The sequence below is a fragment of the Paraburkholderia sp. IW21 genome (genome assembly GCF_041321145.1).
Taxonomy (GTDB): Bacteria; Pseudomonadota; Gammaproteobacteria; order Burkholderiales; family Burkholderiaceae; genus Paraburkholderia.
The window spans coordinates 152,455-168,812 of sequence record NZ_JBGGWA010000004.1 but is presented as its reverse complement, the minus strand read 5'-3'; the positions used below and the strand labels follow the sequence as shown (position 1 = coordinate 168,812).

The window sequence follows — 16,358 nt, the reverse complement described above, 5'->3', positions numbered from 1 at the left end:
CGCGTCGAACGTAGTCAATCCAATTTCACCCGGCGTTAGACCGGAATTCACGGAGACAGACGATGAAATCGTCGAATCATGCGGTGTATGCGACAGCGGTTGGCGACGCCGGCGCGCTTGGCGGTTTGCCTTCGGAGGCCGGTGTTTCGGCAGGCGCCCGCGCGGATGAAATAGCGCTGGACGGCGCGCGCATTTCCGCGCGGCTCGACCGCTTGCCCGCCACGCGTTCGATCTGGCAACTGGTCATGCTGCTCAGCCTCGGCCTCTTCTTCGAACTGTACGACCTGATGTTTTCCGGCTACATCGCGCCGGGCCTCGTGCGCAGCGGCATTCTCACCGCGACCACGCATGGTCTGTTCGGCACCAGTGGCGTGGCGAGTTTCATCGCCGCGCTGTTCGCGGGTCTATTTATCGGCACGGCGGCGTGCGGCTTTCTCGCCGACCGTTTCGGGCGGCGCGCGATCTTCACCTGGTCGCTGCTGTGGTACACGGCGGCCAACATCATCATGGCGTTTCAGGACACGGCGCTCGGGCTCAATCTCTGGCGCTTCATCGCGGGAATCGGCATCGGCGTGGAGATCGTGACGATCGGCACGTATATCTCGGAACTCGTGCCGAAGCATGTGCGGGGCCGGGCGTCGGCCTGCTCGCAGGCGGTCGGCTTCTGCGCGGTGCCGATCGTCGCGTTTCTCTCGTATTTGCTGGTGCCGCATCGTTACTTCGGTCTCGACGGCTGGCGTCTGGTCGTGCTGACCGGCGTGGTGGGTGCGATCGTGGTGTGGTGGATTCGCTTGCGTTTGCCGGAGAGCCCGCGCTGGCTCGCACAGAAAGGCCGCATCGATGAAGCGGACGTGGTGATGAAGCGACTCGAAGCGCGCGTCGAACGCGAATATGGACGGCCTTTGCCGGAGCCGGCGTTGCCCGAACCGATGCGTGCGCGCGCGGCGTTTCGCGATCTGCTGGTGCCTCCGTACCGAAGGCGCACCGTGATGCTGATCATTTTCCACGTGTTCCAGACGATGGGCTATTACGGCTTCGCAAACTGGATTCCGACCTTGCTGATCAAGCAGGGCATTACGGTCACGTCGAGTTTGATGTACGCGAGCATCATAGCGATCGCGGCGCCGCTTGGACCGTTGCTGGGAATGCTGATTGCCGACCGCTTCGAGCGGAAGACCGTAATCATCTGCATGGCGGCGGTGAACGTGGTGTGCGGGCTGCTGTTCAGTCAGGCGCGGGAGACGGTGTTGCTGGTGAGTCTGGGCGTTTGCCTTGTGCTGGCGGGCAATATTATTTCGTATAGCTATCACGCTTATCAGGCGGAACTGTTTCCGACGAGTATTCGGGCGAGGGCAGTGGGATTTGTTTATTCGTGGAGCCGGATTTCGGCGATGTTTTCAGCGTTTGTGATCGCGGGGTGCCTGGGCCGCTTCGGCGTGAATGGCGTGTTTGTATTTATTTCGGCGGCGATGGTGGTCGTGATGGTGGCCATCGGAACCCTCGGGCCCAAGACGCGGGATGTCGCACTGGAGGATATTTCCCGGTAATGCCAGGCTGAACTTTGCTGATGGTGGATGCCCGCCTTGCGAGGCGGGCTTGCTCTCTTAGTGCTTCTTTCAGTGCTTCTTTTGTGTCGCCGAGACGCTCGGTGCTACGCGGATTGGCGGCGCACCGGAAGGTGTAGTGGCCGGTTGCGGTTTTTTCTCCTGCTTCGGTTTCTTTACTTCGCGGTTACTGCGCATTTGACCTTTTGCCATGATGGACTCCCCAGTAGGCTTTTGACGCTCCGCGATGGAGCAGTAGGATAGTGTGCGCTGATTTCGGGGTTTCTGTTCGGGTTTTCGGAGATGGCTTACTCGCGCACTCATACTCGAAAAAACGTCAGCCGACCCTGAAGCCGGCTGACGTTTTACATTTACCGCAGTACCAATGCCTCGATATTCAGCTTACATACCGACGTATCCCACCGGCACCGTCGCGTTGGCCCTCGCGACCGACGCGTTGTTCGACACCACATACACCGGCGATTCGGTCAGGTTGAGCGTCAGCGTACCGTTGCTGTAGTTCGCGCTCGTCGCGTTGCCCATCATGTCGAGGACCTTCACGGTGCCGCTCGTGCCCGGTGCATCCACCGTGAGGCTATACGACACGCCGTAGGTGGAACTGAAGCCTGCGCTCGCGTTCCACACAGTGTTGTTATGCGCCCACAGCGCGGTGATCACAGCGCCGTTGCCCACCTGCTGGAACGCGTAGGCATAGACGCCGGTTGGCGTGCCGTTCACCGGTCCGAGCGTGGTGGTGCCGTCGAGCGTGTGCGTCATCGCGCTGATCGCCATGGCAACCGGTTTCGGACTGAGGTTCGTCGCGCCGAATGCGCCTTGCGCGTCGTTCAGATCGAAGAACGTGCCGTAGCCGACTTCGCCCGGATAGTCCGCGCCGTAGAACACGTAGGTCTGATCCGCGCCTTCGCCCAGCGTGATGATGTGCATGCGCGCCGCGACCGCCGCTTGCGCGTACAGCACGTTCGCGGTCGGATAGTTCGGGCCGTACGAGGTGCCGAGGTCGTAGCTGATGCCCGCTTCCGTCGAGAACAGCTTCATGCCGGGACGGTAATCGGCGGCCATTTCCGCGCGCAGATCACGCATCTGGCCACGCAACGAACCGCTGGCAGTCGACGGGTCGCTATCGTAGCGCTCGGGCGGATGCGCGGGGGACGTACCCGCGTCGTAGTAGCCATGCGTGGCCACGGCGTCGATGTACTGGCCGAAGCCGAGCGGCGCGAGACGCTTCAGACGCGTGGTGGTCAGGCTCGGGAAGGCGTCGGTCGGACCCATCACGACAGCGTGCGGGTCGGTCGAGTGAATGCCTTGATAGGCGGACTGATACAGCGCGATGAAGTTGGCGTCGGTGTCGGTCCAGAACTGGTTGGGCTCCCACGTCACCTGGTAATAGTTGGCCGACTGGGTCGGGAAATATGCGGTGCGAATCGCGTTCGATTCCGTGCCGACCCGGCTCATGTAGTTCTGATAATACGAAAGATTGGCCGGCACGCTCGAGTCGTCCTGGAACGCGCCGGTGCTGCTCGCCCAGGCGGGAATGCCGTCGAGACGGATCAGGCGCATCACGTTGCCGGTCTTGTAGAACGGATCGAGATTGTTGCCCGACGGATTGAACGTGTTCTGTCCATTCGGTTCCATCGTCGAGAGCTGGCGGTCGTCGATCGTCGACGAAATGCCGAGCGAGGCGAGCAGCGGGCCGTTGTCGTTCGCGCCTTGCATGCCGAAGCGGTGCTGCTCCTGACGCGCGTAGGTGACGGCGGGAATGACGCCGGACAGATCCGGCGCTACGCCGAAGGTCGCGATGCCGACCGGGCGTGTGCCTGCTTGCGGCAACTGGCCGCCGTTCTGCGCGAGCGTGCCCGTGGCGGCGAAGTAGCCGGCGAGCGTCGAGGTGCAGTTGAGCGTGATGGTCTTCGAACCGTTCGGTACGGCGGTGCTGCCGCTCGCCGCCACCCTCCCGACGGTATCCGTGACGGCCCAGTTCAGCGTGTCGGCGTTCGGCACGTTGGTGGTGAAGGCGAGCTGAAAAGTGCTGCCGGCGGCGAAGATGCGCGTGCCGTCCGTGCTGGGTGTGTCGGCGGAAAGGGTGGCGCTGCCAGAGCCTGCCGAGATGGCCGGCGAGGTACAGCTCAGGGTCGCGATGGCGTTGCCCGCGCCTTTCACTGTGGCGGTGCCCCCGGTGGCGCTGTTTCCCGCCGCAGTCGAGCTGGACGCGCCAGGGGTGCCATTGGCCTGGGTTGCGGCGTTGCTGCTGGTGCTATCACCGCCGCCGCCGCCACCGCAACCAGCTAGAGCCAGGAAAAGCGTCGAAAGTAGGAGTAGTTGCGATTTCATCAATCTGTAACCAATGCGTTGTCGGAGACATTCGCTCGTCTCTTCGCGCGAGGCGCGTGCGGAGATAGAGCGAACATCCGGGTTCATGTCATAAGAATCGTGCCGCTCGTGATGCGGTTTGGCGGAATCGAACGACCGGAGAAGGTACGACGAAAACGACCGTGTCTTGCAGGACAGCACGACTCATGTCGCAGCGTTCGAATTCAGGGCGTTAAGCGAAGAACTTTTTACTGTTCTGTAAGTAAGTACGGTGCTAACGGGAAGAATCGACCGCAACAATACGCATTAGTATGTTTAAAAGAAGTAACGAGTGGTAACGTATGAATAATAATTCAGTACTATTTACATTTATCATATTAAAACATCCGTATGGCGAGACCAGTTTTTATCCGCCATATTGAATTGGGGCGGAAAGGATCTGTAACGGATGCCTAAGGAACCGAATGGGTGTAAGCCGCGGAGAAGTGGGCGTTAGCGCTCATTCCATAGCCGAAGAAGCCTTGGAGTTGGCGAAAAAGTGCTGGGCCTTCGGAGTATGGTTTCTTCGCGATAGTGACTTCGCGGCGGAACTGTCGCTGTTTTACGAATCCGATGCCGCGTTCCGCGAAAGGGGCGCGCCAGATTGACGATAATGGGAGGCCGATATTTTTGGGGCCGGTGCTTTGCCGGTCGGCATGTCTATCCGCTGCGCCAAAATGCGGTTGTCCAGAGAGATAAATCGTGAGAATTCTTCAGTTGATCCATGCACCGCGACTTTCCGGGGCAGAAGTACTTGTAAAAGGTCTCGCCATTCATCATCAGCGCGGTGGCCATGAAGTCTGTATTGCATCGCTGCTTCCGCAGCAGGACGATTTCGTCGATATCCGCGCGGAGCTTCAAGCCGCGGGCGTCACCTGCCTGTTTCCGAAGACCCGCCACGGCAGGGTAGGCAGGCTATTGCACCTGTATCGTGTAGTGCGTCAGTTCCGGCCCGACTTCATCGTGGCTCACGCAACGCTGGCCGCGCTCTATGTGCGTCTTCTGCCCGTGCATACGCCGATCGCCTGGGTGATGCACTCTGGCGTCAACGATTTCGAGAATGGCGCGCTCAAGCAGGCCGAGCGCCTGTTGTCGCGGCGGGCGAGAGCGATCATCGGCGTGTCGCAGCAAAATATCGACGACTACCTGCGGGAGATCGGCAAACATCCGGCGATGGTTGTGATCCCGAATGGCGTGGATGCGTCGATGTTCGCGGAGGACAACGAAGCATGGGCGCCGGATATCGAAGTGCCCGCGAAGCAGATCGTTCAGCTAGGCCGCTATATCGAAGGGAAGAGCCAGTTGGACACGATCCGCGCATTCGAGCGCGTTGTGCAGCGCGAGCCCGAGGCGCGTTTGCTTCTGTGCGGTGTCGTCGAGGACATCGCCTATTACGAGGCGGTACAGTCGCTCGTCCAGCAACTTAAGTTGGATAGCCGCGTGACCATATGCGGACCGCGCTCGGATGTCGCCGCGATCCTGCGCTCGTCCCGTGTCTTTGCGATGCCTTCGCGCTTCGAGGCACAGAGCATCGGATTTCTCGAGGCGCTGGCGTCGGGCATTCCTGTCGTGGCCAGCCGGATTCCGTCGTTCGGTTTTGCGAGCGCATTTGCCGGCGTCAATCTCGTCGATACCGCCGATCCGGAGGCCTATGGCCGCGCATTGCTCGGGGCGCTCGAAACCCCGCGTGCGGACCGGCAACTGGCGGGGTACACGCTTCATGACACGGCGGATCGCTACATGACGATCGCGCGGCAGTTCGTTCAGCCGCTGCAGGTTTCGGCCTGAGCGGCATCTTGGCGATTGCTCGCGCTACTGCGCCAGTCGATCGATTCGAACCGTCTCCGAGAAAAGCCCCGGCAGTTCGCCGAGATCCTGGGCGGCGCCCAAAGCGAAACCGTCGCCTACCGGATAGCGCGTGAGCGCGGGCGCGCCGCCGGTGAAATAGAAATCGCCCAGCGTCGCGTCGGTTCTCCGGTACAGCACGAGCGCCGCGTCGCGCTTGTCACGCACGAAAGCCGGAAAGACATCCGACCACGACATGCCACGCAATGTCGCCGCCTGGATCGGCGCACTCGCCGCGTCTGCTGTGTCGAGGGTGGCCATGTCGATGGCCGAGTCTTCGTTCGCGCTATCGAGATGGGGTGTCAGCAGAATCAGTGTGCTGCTGTCTTTGCCCTTTACGGCGCCGAGCGTCAGTTTGACGAAGTCGGGGACGAATCGCGCCGGCAATGCACGGCGCTCACCGAGCGTCATGCGCGCGCCATCGTTGGCGATTCGCGTGAGTGCAAGCCGTCCGTCCACGTCCTCAACAGCAACCAGTGACGCGCGCGATCCTGCCGCCGTGACCGGTAGAAGATTCGCGTTCTGCCGCAGGCTTTTTGCCTGGGCCATGAGTGTCGGCGCGGTACCGGCTGACCCCGTGGACGACGCCATCCACAAGTCGAGGCCGCTGTCGGTTCGTTTCTGTGCGATCAGCACGCCGGCTCGCCTGGTTCCGGTGAAATCCGCCGCCACATATTGCTGCGTCAATGCAGGCTTGAATGCACTGCTGGTCTGGAGCCAGAGACGGGGTGCCTCGAAGCGGTCGCCTGTACTGCGAAGCAACCAGAACGCGGTGCCGCCGCGGCGGGCGGTGATGACCATCAAGTCCGCCTTGCCGTCGCCGTCGAAGTCGCCGAGCAGGAAGCGCACGCTGTCGAAACACAGCTTGTCACCGGCGCAACTCGGCGCTGTGGCGCGAGGATCGAATGGGACGATGCTGGCGTACCAAAGGGCGGGGCGCGAGGCTTTCGCGAGCGACGCCGCATACACGTTGAAGCCGGGCCCGTCGTGCTGGCGCTGGACGTAGACCGCGGCCTGCTCGCCCGTGCCGGCGATGTCGCCAGCCATGACGGTGGCGAGCCGCAGATCGGTTGCCTGGGTGTGTTGCGTGGTGGCCCAACGGTAGCGTGTGGTGAGCGCGGTGCAGCCGCGCATGGTGAGCTTGCCGTCGTCTTCGCCGAGGCACTGGCGCTGCGGCGTATAGACGAGGCCGAAGTCCCACGGCGTCCAGCGTTGCGCCATGTCCCATTGATCGCAGGTCTCGGAAGTCAGAAAGCCGTCGCGTTCGGCGATGCATTGCGAGGTCGCCACGCTGACGAGCGCGGCGTTGCGCGTGTTGCCGGGATAGGCGGTCAGCGGATCCCATCGCCATTGTTGCGCGGATGAGCCTGTGCACGCGGCAAGCGTCGGCGCCTGGCCGCTGCCCGCGGAGGTGAGGCAGCGGTTCGCCGCGGCATTGAATAGCTGAACCGGATGCGACTGAAAATCCGCGACGCGGTGGTCGGTGCGATCGGCAAAGGCGTAGCGGCGCGCAACCCAATTGCCGTCCCACTGAAACTCGCCGAATACGTGTGAAAAATCGCTGCCGTCGACGGAAAAATAGCTGGCGACGATGTCGCGCTTACGCTGAACTTCGGTAGCGGGAAGGTTGCCGGGCCAGTCGCCGGTTGGATAGGTAATGTGGTATTCGATCGGCACGCTTTTGTTCAACGTCTGGGCGACGTGGCGCGTGATGCGCGCGGCGTAGATGTGATCGGGATGTTCGAGAAACGGCACCGTGTCCGGATTGAGCGTGAAGATCTGCGTCGCCTCGGCGAGTATCACTTTGAGCGTGGCCGACAGCGAGGCCCGATCGTATTGCACGCGCACGGAACCGTCGGCGTTCATCGGGTAGGTCGAGAGCGTGGCGTGCTGTTCCCACAGGAGGCCGAGCGGTTCGCGCCCGCCGCGCACGGCGCCGCCGGGCAGGCGAAGTTCGAGCAGGCGGACCTGTGGCTTTGCCTTCAACACCATCTGATGCACGAGCTTGCCGGCAAGCGGAATATTCGCTTCGATCCACTCGTCCGGCACACCCGCCATGCGCGCGTACGCGAGCCGCGAAGCCCGCTCGCGCGTCTGCACATAAGCGAAATCCGCACCGTTGGCGCCGCCGATCAGATGTACGGTGGTAATGCACCAGCCGGCGTCGAGCCGCTCGCTGATGGCAGGGTCCACGAACAGCAGATCGTCATCGAGGTGGGCGACCACGGTGATCAGCGTACCGGCGCCGCAATTGGCCGCGTGCGCTGAACTGGGCAGGAAAACGAAGAAAAGAAGCGCTAAAAAAGCAACGGATGAGTCGCGAACGAACCTGGCTACCGATGATCGCATATTGATTCGAGTCCTGACGGAGAGCTCGATCATACGTTACCAGCGTGCGCTTTCACGTTGGCCAACTCACAGTACAAGTCACTTTGCGCACCGGCAAGCGGTCACGCTGCGCCGCGGGCAGTACGGTCAAGGCTGGCGTTAGCGGAAATAAGCCTTGGTGTTCTCGTGAACGTCGGCGTGCGCGAGCAGCTCCGCAGGCGCGAGCCACAGATATTCGCTGTGCTGATCGAGCCGGCCGACCGGTTCCGTGTCGGCAAGCGGCAGCGCGTAGGCGAGCACGATGTAATGGGTCGACACGTCCGGCTCGGCGGCGAAGTTGTCGCTGTAGTGATGTTCGAAAACGCCCTCAAAGCGTGCGGCCGAGCGCGCCAACGTTGCGATGCCCAGTTCGGCCTCGGCAATGCGTGAGAACGCGGCGTCGAGCGTTTCGTCTTTATGAATGCGCCCGCCGGGCACGAACCATGTGCCGCGGGCAGGGCGGTTGCGCCGATGGCCGATCAATACGCGGCCGTCGGCGTCGCTGACGATCAGATCGATTGCGACCAGCGGCGTGAGACGCACCACGTCCAGAAAATCGATCTCGGTCAGCATGTCATCTCCTGCGTGGCGTGCGCCGGTTGAGGGCGGGTCATGATGAGGTGATCCTGAAGGCGCTAGTAGTCGCGATGGTGCTCATCGTCCTTCGTGAGCCGCGCTGAAACGTTGGCCAACAGCAGCGCGATCACAATCGCGCCGACCGTGGCGAAGAGAAACGCTCCGACCATCGCGGCCAGCACCAGCATGGTCCATGCAAAGCCGTTCATCTCTCGGCTCCAGCGTGTTGATATGCATGTGCAGCAATCCCCGTTTGATTTTACGGGCGTAAAAAGTAGGCTGCCCTGTCACATCACGCCGAACTATCGTCTCGTCTCGACAGCGCGGGGCGCCAGAAGCTCAGCGCCTCGCGCCGCCTGCAGCAGGCACATCAGCGCGATACATCTATCTAGTGCGGCACGTAACCTTCGGGCGTCATGACTGCGTTCCTGAACACGTCGGCGTTGGCGGAGACCACATAGATGGGCGTCGGCGACAGCTTGAGGCTCGCCACACCATCACGATACGGCACGGTCGACGCGTTGCCCATCATGTCGAACGCTGTGACCTGGCCCGATGTGCCAGGCGTGTCGACCCTCAGACGATAGTCCGCACTCTGGCTCGCGCTGAAACCCGTCCTGGCGTTCCAGGTGTCGTTGTCATGCGTCCACAGCGCGGTCACGATCTTGCCGCCGCCGAGCCGGCGGAATGCGTATGCGTACACCCCTTTGGGCAAGCCCTTGAGGGGCCCGAGCGTGTCGGTTCCGTCGATGATGCGCGTCATGGCCGCCACCGCGAGCGCAGCGGGCTTGGGGCTGATGTGAGCCGGGCCGTAGGCGCCGTTCGGATGATCCAGTTCGAAGAAAATCCCATAGCCGGGTGCGGCGTCCGGCATATCCGCGAGGTAGAACACATAGGTCATGTCCGCGCCTTCGCCCAACAGGATGAGATGCGTGCGCGCCACGACCGCAGCTTGTGCGTACAACACGTTCGCGCCCGGGTAGTTCTTGCCGTACGAGGCGCCAATGTCGTAGCTGATACCGGTTTCGGTCACGAACAACGGCGCACCCGGCTTCAGATACTGATGCATCTCATGGCGCAGCGCCCGCATCGAGGCAGGCAGGGCGCCCGCCACCGTGCCTTGATTGTCCGGGTCGGCCACCCGCTCGGGCGGATGCGACGGCGTCGTGCCGACGTCGTAATAACCGTGAATGGTCATCCCGTCCATATAGCGGCCGATCCCGAGCGGACCCAGCCGGCGCATCCGCGTGACATTGGTCTGCACCGAGGCGTACGTCACGCCCATCACCACGGCATGCGGGTCGGTCTGATGAATGCCCTCCCAGACGGCCTTGTACATCGCGACGAAATTCGCCTCGGTGTCACGCCACGGCAGGCCGCCGTCGGCGTCGGGTTCCCACGTCACCTGATAGTAGTTGTCGCGCTGTTTGGGGAAGTAGGTCATCCGCGCGCGGTTGGACTCGGCGCCGACTTTGGCCATGTAGTCTTTCATCTGCGCAAGCGAGGTTGGCGCGTAGCTGTGCGTTTCTTTGCCGGTCGGGCTTGCCCACTGCGGAATGCCGTCGAGCTGGATCAGGCGCATGATGTCGCCGCGCCGGAAGTAGGGGGTCAACTGTTTGGTCGCGGGATCGAACGTGCCTGCCTTCTTGGGCTCTTCCATATACCAGTTGCGATTGTCGTTCGCCCACGAGAGGCCGAGCGCCGTATAGACCGGCCGATAGCCGTCGCCGTCGCAGCAGTGCTGCCCCGGTGCAAGATAGGCCGTGCCCTGCCCCCCGAATCGATGCAGGTCCTCGTACGGAAAGCGTACGGCCGGCAAAGCAGCGGAAATGTTGGGCAGTACGCCGAAGGTGGCGATGCCTGCAGGACGTGTGCCGCGTGATTCGAGCTGGCCGTGCGCGCGTTCCAGCGAAGCGGAGACCGCGAAGTAGCCGGCCACGGTCGATGCGCAACTGAGGGTCGATAGCGTGGCGCCCGCTGTAACGGGGAAGTGGCCGCTCGCCCGCACGGCATTCCAGCTGTCGCGTATCTGCCAGTTGAGCGTGTCGCTTTGCGTCGGACGCGTGGTAAAAGCGATCGCGAACGGTTGGTCCGCTGCGAACAGGCGCGTGCCGTCGCTCGGTGTGTCGGCTTCGAGCAGATCGCCATTTGCAGCCGCGCGCACCTGTGAGGACGGCGAGGCGCAGCGCATGCCCTGTCCGGGTGGCGCTGTCAATGCCGTGGGCGGGGCAGGCGCCGCTTCCGCCGCGGCGCCTGGCGAGGCGTCTTTGTTCGCCGAGGCCGCCGGCGCCGTCTTGTTCGCCGTGCCTGCACTCGCCGCGCTGACGGCAACCGCGCAGCGCTTCTCCGCCCCGGGCGCCGGATCGCCGAACACGCCGTTATTACACTCGGCGCCGTTCGAGAACGTCTTGACGACGTGCTGCTCGACCGTGCCGTACAGCACGTCGCGCGTGCCGGTGAACTTGCAGTTGCCGTATTCCGCCGCACAGGGCGTCCATTTTCTGCCGTCGACCGTCATTTCGGTGTTGCTCGCGGCGTCCAGACTGGCTGAAGCGCCGGCCGCGCTGCACGGTCCGGCTGCAAGGCCTAGTAGGATGAATGCCGCCGCCGCGGCAGCGAAGCACACCCCGCATCTCTGAGCGGCCAGGGCGCCGGCGAGCGGTCCCCGCGCGCGATATTCGCGTACATTCGACATGTGTTCCCCGTCTCGTCCTACGTAAGTTTCAGCGAAAACGCGTCGCCGAACTGCTAGTTGACCAGGCCAGAGCCGCCTTCGGCTGCCTCGGATCTCAATCTGTTGCGGAAACCGCATAGTGTATTTCCGCAATTCCCTGGCGGAATCGCACCGTCTCTCATCCGACACGACCCCCCCTTGGCCCGTCTATTGCCTAGTGGGCTAAAGGTGTCATATTGCTGTGTTTCACGTTTGAAACATTAATCGTCCTGTTTATATTCTCCTGAACCAATAACAACGAATTAAATAATCTCGTTCCGCGTGAAAGTGTTTATATTAGAGGCTGTTTTACACATCTCTGCCCCCCGAATATATTGTCAGAAGAAAGCCTTCCCGCCGGCTATAAGAACCAGCGCTGGCGCGATCAAGACGGCTCCACTCATTCTGGCGATGTGACAGAAAAAAGTCACTTCAAATCTGCGGAATAGCGGGCAGATAAAATTGTAACTCAATCCTTTCGAGTTGCAATTGTGTGTGGGCCAACGCACCAAAAATCGCATTAATTTGCATTAAGATTCGCAGAATGTAAATTCATTCATGTGCTGAATCGGTATTTAATTCAGTGAAAAAATAGTAGCGGTAGATTTGTTCCGAAAATCACTGGCCGGCCCCCAGATCGAAACGCCAACATGTCTGCGGTTTCGGTCATGGCGGCAAAATGCTTGATTGCGGGTGGCTATGATGCACTGCACAGAGCATGCCTCTGTGCAGCGTTCAAGGGTTGAAAAGTAGATCTGTTTTCAGTTGAGAGGATGACCATGACCTGCGCGAGTCTCGAGTCTGCAATGCTGCGCTGGGTGCACGCTCCGAACAAGGGCATGCGTCGCATCGCGATACTGATGTTCAACGATTGCTCGTTGCAGGGCGCCGGCGTCGTTGCCGAGGTGTTCCAGGCAGCGAACGAACTGGCATCGTCCGGCTCCGGCGGCTGGTTGTATGACGTTTCCTTTCTGTCGGCCGACGGTGGCATGGTGACCTCGTCATCGGCACTGCGGGTCTGGACGGACGGACTCGACGCCCGCCATTACGGCGGCTTCGACGCGCTGTATGTCGCCGGGGGGAAGGGTGCGCCCGCCGCCGCCGGCGACGAACGGTTGATTGCCTGGCTGCGGCGCGTTCGCCGTAACACCGGCATGATCCGGCCGATCGCGGAAGGGCGCGCGCTGCTTGAGGCGGCTTATGTGCCCGACAGCAAGGAAGCGGGCGATTTCCGCCAGCAGCCGACGCCGTCGTCGCGCCAGGCCGAGCCGAACGGCGATGCGGGCGACCGGCTCGAGTCGATGAGAAGCGCGCTCGCAATGATCAAGCGCGATCTCGGCGGCGGCGCCGCCCGTACGGTTGCCGAGCGTCTGCTCGCCGATTCATGCTCGAACCTCGCACCGCTGCTGGGTGAAGACGGTGGCCTGAGTCCCGGCGACAAAGTGCGCGCGGCGGCTCGCTGGCTGCAGGAGAATTGCCAGCAGGCGATTTCGATCGCCGATGCGGCTCAGTTTGCCGCCATGAGCGAGCGCAACTTCCTGCGCCGCTTCAAGATGGAAATGGGTATCACGCCTTCGAGTTTCCTGTTGCATGAGCGCCTTGCGGTGACCTGCAGCTTGCTGACCGAGTCGGAATTGCCGGTGGACAAGATTGCCCGGCGCACTGGCATGGGTAACGGTGACCGGCTCGCGAAGGTCTTCCGCAAGCGGATGAGAATTTCCCCCACGGAGTTCCGGATTCAAAGCCGCCGCATGGTCGGCGGATAGCGCACGCGCCGCCAACCGGCTGCCGCGCGCACCACGCCGTATGGGCGCCGTAGTTTGCTGAGTGCTTCGGTAAGTTTTTCGGCGATCTCAAAGAATTATAAGGAATGCGAATATGTTGACCAAGGGAGCTGTGAGCGCTGCGTCGGTAAACCCGGACGGCGCGACTGCCGGGACTGCCGGTGCGCCACGCGCGCGCATCGTCCAGGTCATTCTTGCCGGTGGCTCGGGCACTCGGTTGTGGCCGGTGTCGCGTGAAAACTATCCGAAGCAGCTGATCGACGTGGTCGGCTCCGACTCGCTGCTGCAGGCGACCGCGCGGCGCATGGAAGGATTTTCCGCCGACTGGAACGTGGACGCGTCGCCGATCATCGTGTGCGGCGAAGAGCACCGGTTCGTGATTGCCGAGCAGCTTCATGAGAACGGTATCGACGCGCGTCTGATCGTCGAGCCTGCGCGGCGCGATACGGCGCCGGCGCTGACGCTCGCCGCGTCGCTCGCGTGCGCGGACGGCGACGACGCCATTCTTATCGTGATGCCGGCTGACCATTCGATTGCGGATGTGCCCGCGCTGCAAGGCGCGTTCGAAAGCGCCGCGCGATACGCCGAACAGGGCTCGATCGCCACGCTGGGCGTGCCGCCCACGCGTCCCGACACCGGCTTCGGCTATATCCGCATCGGCGCTGAACTGCCTGAAGGTGGCTATGTGATCGACGGCTTCGTCGAGAAGCCCGCGGAAGAACTCGCTGCACAGTATGTCGCGGCCGGCACGTACTGGTGGAACAGCGGCATCTTCATCGTACGGGCGCGCGTATGGCTCGATACGCTGAAACGTCTACAGCCTGAGATGCACGCGGCCTGCGAACGCGCCTTTGCGAACGGTCAAACGGAAGGCGCGTATTTCCGCCCGCTGTTGGACGCTTTCCTGAGTGCGCCCGCGGACTCGATCGACTACGCGGTGATGGAACGGATTACGGACGTGAGCGACGCGGCAAGCGGTCCAGACGGCGCGGATCAGACCGCCGCCACGGACGGCGCGGACCCGCACACGGTGGGTGCGAACCCGGCCGGCGTCGTCGTGCGGCTCGACGCGGGCTGGTCGGATCTCGGTTCATGGGACGCCGTCTGGGCCGCGATGGAAAAAGACGCCAACGGCAACGCCGGGCGCGGCCGTGTGGCGTTCGAAGGCGCGGTCTCGAGCTATGCGCATTCGGAAGGGCGGCTCGTGGCCTGCGTCGGCACGACCAATGTGGTGGTGGTCGAAACCGCGGACGCCGTGCTGGTGGTGGACCGCTCGCACGTGCAGGACGTCAAGGGACTGGTGGCGCGCATCAAGGCGCAGCACGCGCCCGAGGCGGATGCGCATCGCAAGGTGCACCGGCCATGGGGCTTCTACGATTCCATCGACCATGGCGAGCGCTTCCAGGTGAAGCGCATCGTCGTCACGCCGGGCGCGAAACTTTCGCTGCAACTGCATCACCATCGGGCCGAACATTGGGTCGTGGTGCGCGGCACGGCGCTCGTCACGCGCGGCGAAGAGCAGTTCCTGCTGAGCGAAAACGAATCGACCTACATTCCGCTCGGCACTCGTCACCGGCTCGAAAACCCGGGGAAAGTGCCGCTCGAAATCATTGAAATCCAGTCGGGCACCTATCTAGGCGAAGACGACATTGTGAGGTTCAACGACAACTATGGCCGCTGCTCCTAACAGCGCGCCGGACGCATTTACGGCAAAGAACGCACGGTAAGAACGAGGTAAGCAAAATGCGCAAGTTTCAGGATTTACTCGCGCGAGTTTTCGATGTCGCGTTGGTACTGGTAGGTGCGGCGGTGGCGTCGCAGATTCGCTTTGAATACCTCGCTCAATCCGGGTTCTATTGGGCGCTGGTGATGTTCTCCGCCGCCTTCGCGCTGGCGATTTTTCCGGCGTTCGGCGTCTATGAATCATGGCGCGGCCGCTCCAAGCTGGCGCTGGCCGGCCAGGTGTCGCTCGCATGGCTGATGGTGCAGGGCAGTGCGCTCGTGCTGATGTATTCGCTGCACCGGATCGACTTCGTGTCGCGACTGTGGTTCTCCTACTGGACCGCCGTGACGGGCGGTCTGCTGATCGCTTACCGGCTCATCACGCATGCGGTGCTGGCGCGTGCGCGCAGTGCCGGCCTGAATCTGCATCAGGTCGCGATCGTCGGCAGCGGCTCGCAATGCGACGCGATCATCCGCCGCATCGATTCGGCGCCGACCACCGGTTTTCGCGCCACCGCCGTCTACAACACGCGCCCGGACGTGTCGGCCGTCACCAGTTCGCGCGTGCCGGTCTTCGACACCGTGGACGCGCTCGCCGACTATATCCGGACCAACGACGTGCATGAGCTCTGGCTGATGCTCTCGCTCACGGAGGAGCCGCTGATCTGCTCGCTGGTCGGCGAGTTCCGCGACGACCTCGTGAACATCCGCTTCATGCCGGACGTGCGCAGCCTGGCGCTCTTCGAAGGCAGCGGCGTGATCGATCTGCTCGGCGTGCCGGCGATCAACCTCGTCGCCTCGCCGCTGTCCGCCAGTTCGATGCTGAAGAAGGAAATTTTCGACCGCCTGTTTGCGGCCACGGCGTTGATCGCCCTGGCGCCGATCCTGCTCTGCATTGCGATGGCGGTGAAGCTCTCGTCGCGCGGCCCGGTTCTCTTCAGGCAGAGGCGTAAAGGCGCGGACGGCCGCGTATTCACGATCTATAAATTCCGCTCGATGCGCATGCATACCGAGCAGAAAGGCACGCTCAGGCAGGCGACGCGCGACGATCCGCGCGTCACGAAAGTCGGCGCATTTCTGCGCCGCACGAGCCTCGACGAATTGCCTCAGTTTTTCAACGTGTTGTGTGGCGACATGTCGGTTGTCGGACCGCGTCCCCATGCACTCGAGCACGACGACCTCTATCAGAAGGTGGTCGCCGGCTACATCAATCGCTATCGGATCAAGCCGGGCATTACGGGCTGGGCGCAGATCAACGGCTTTCGTGGCGAAACCGACCGCATCGAGAAGATGGAACGTCGCGTCGAACATGACCTGTACTACCTGGGGCATTGGTCGTTCGCGCTCGATATGCGGATTATCGGCGCGACGATTGTGGCCGGACTGGTGCATCGAAACGCTTACTAAGTAGTTAACAAGTACGCTGGGCGCTACCTCCCC

General features: G+C 62.3%; 10 protein-coding genes. 5 read left to right on the top strand and 5 right to left on the bottom strand.

Annotated features, from left to right (window positions below):
* Positions 1 to 62: 62 nt before the first annotated feature.
* Positions 63 to 1,547, top strand: coding sequence for an MFS transporter (locus ACAX43_RS11190; RefSeq protein ID WP_370708463.1), 1,485 nt, complete (start codon positions 63 to 65; stop codon positions 1,545 to 1,547).
* A gap of 399 nt (positions 1,548 to 1,946) precedes the next feature.
* Here ACAX43_RS11190 and ACAX43_RS11185 read toward each other — a convergent pair whose 3' ends face one another.
* Entirely contained in the window at positions 1,947 to 3,893 is a 1,947-nt protein-coding gene (locus tag ACAX43_RS11185; RefSeq protein WP_370708462.1) for a hypothetical protein, read from the bottom strand.
* Positions 3,894 to 4,613: 720 nt separating this feature from the next.
* On the opposite strand from ACAX43_RS11185, the gene ACAX43_RS11180 reads away from it, so the two are divergent.
* Positions 4,614 to 5,699 (top strand): glycosyltransferase family 4 protein, encoded by a 1,086-nt coding sequence (locus ACAX43_RS11180; RefSeq protein WP_370708461.1) that lies wholly within the window; start codon positions 4,614 to 4,616, stop codon positions 5,697 to 5,699.
* Positions 5,700 to 5,723: 24 nt separating this feature from the next.
* Here ACAX43_RS11180 and ACAX43_RS11175 read toward each other — a convergent pair whose 3' ends face one another.
* From ACAX43_RS11175 to ACAX43_RS11160, 4 genes are all read right to left on the bottom strand, one after another.
* Complete coding sequence (locus tag ACAX43_RS11175; RefSeq protein WP_370708460.1) at positions 5,724 to 8,105, bottom strand: hypothetical protein; 2,382 nt, start codon at positions 8,103 to 8,105, stop codon at positions 5,724 to 5,726.
* Positions 8,106 to 8,243: 138 nt separating this feature from the next.
* Positions 8,244 to 8,696: a GDP-mannose mannosyl hydrolase gene (locus tag ACAX43_RS11170; protein WP_370708459.1), complete on the bottom strand. Its 453-nt coding sequence runs from the start codon at positions 8,694 to 8,696 to the stop codon at positions 8,244 to 8,246.
* Positions 8,697 to 8,758: 62 nt separating this feature from the next.
* Positions 8,759 to 8,908: a hypothetical protein gene (locus ACAX43_RS11165; RefSeq protein WP_370708458.1), complete on the bottom strand. Its 150-nt coding sequence runs from the start codon at positions 8,906 to 8,908 to the stop codon at positions 8,759 to 8,761.
* A 179-nt stretch (positions 8,909 to 9,087) separates the two neighbouring features.
* Positions 9,088 to 11,394 carry a hypothetical protein gene (locus tag ACAX43_RS11160; protein WP_370708457.1) on the bottom strand — a complete coding sequence of 769 codons (2,307 nt, stop codon included), beginning with the start codon at positions 11,392 to 11,394 and terminating at the stop codon, positions 9,088 to 9,090.
* A 797-nt stretch (positions 11,395 to 12,191) separates the two neighbouring features.
* Between ACAX43_RS11160 and ACAX43_RS11155 the strand changes: the two genes are divergently transcribed.
* The 3 genes from ACAX43_RS11155 (at position 12,192) to ACAX43_RS11145 (ending at position 16,325) form a co-directional block, all read left to right on the top strand.
* Positions 12,192 to 13,178 carry a helix-turn-helix domain-containing protein gene (locus ACAX43_RS11155; RefSeq protein WP_370708456.1) on the top strand — a complete coding sequence of 329 codons (987 nt, stop codon included), beginning with the start codon at positions 12,192 to 12,194 and terminating at the stop codon, positions 13,176 to 13,178.
* A 112-nt stretch (positions 13,179 to 13,290) separates the two neighbouring features.
* Positions 13,291 to 14,883, top strand: coding sequence for a sugar phosphate nucleotidyltransferase (locus ACAX43_RS11150; protein ID WP_370708455.1), 1,593 nt, complete (start codon positions 13,291 to 13,293; stop codon positions 14,881 to 14,883).
* A 56-nt stretch (positions 14,884 to 14,939) separates the two neighbouring features.
* Positions 14,940 to 16,325 carry an undecaprenyl-phosphate glucose phosphotransferase gene (locus ACAX43_RS11145; protein WP_370708454.1) on the top strand — a complete coding sequence of 462 codons (1,386 nt, stop codon included), beginning with the start codon at positions 14,940 to 14,942 and terminating at the stop codon, positions 16,323 to 16,325.
* Positions 16,326 to 16,358 lie beyond the last annotated feature (33 nt).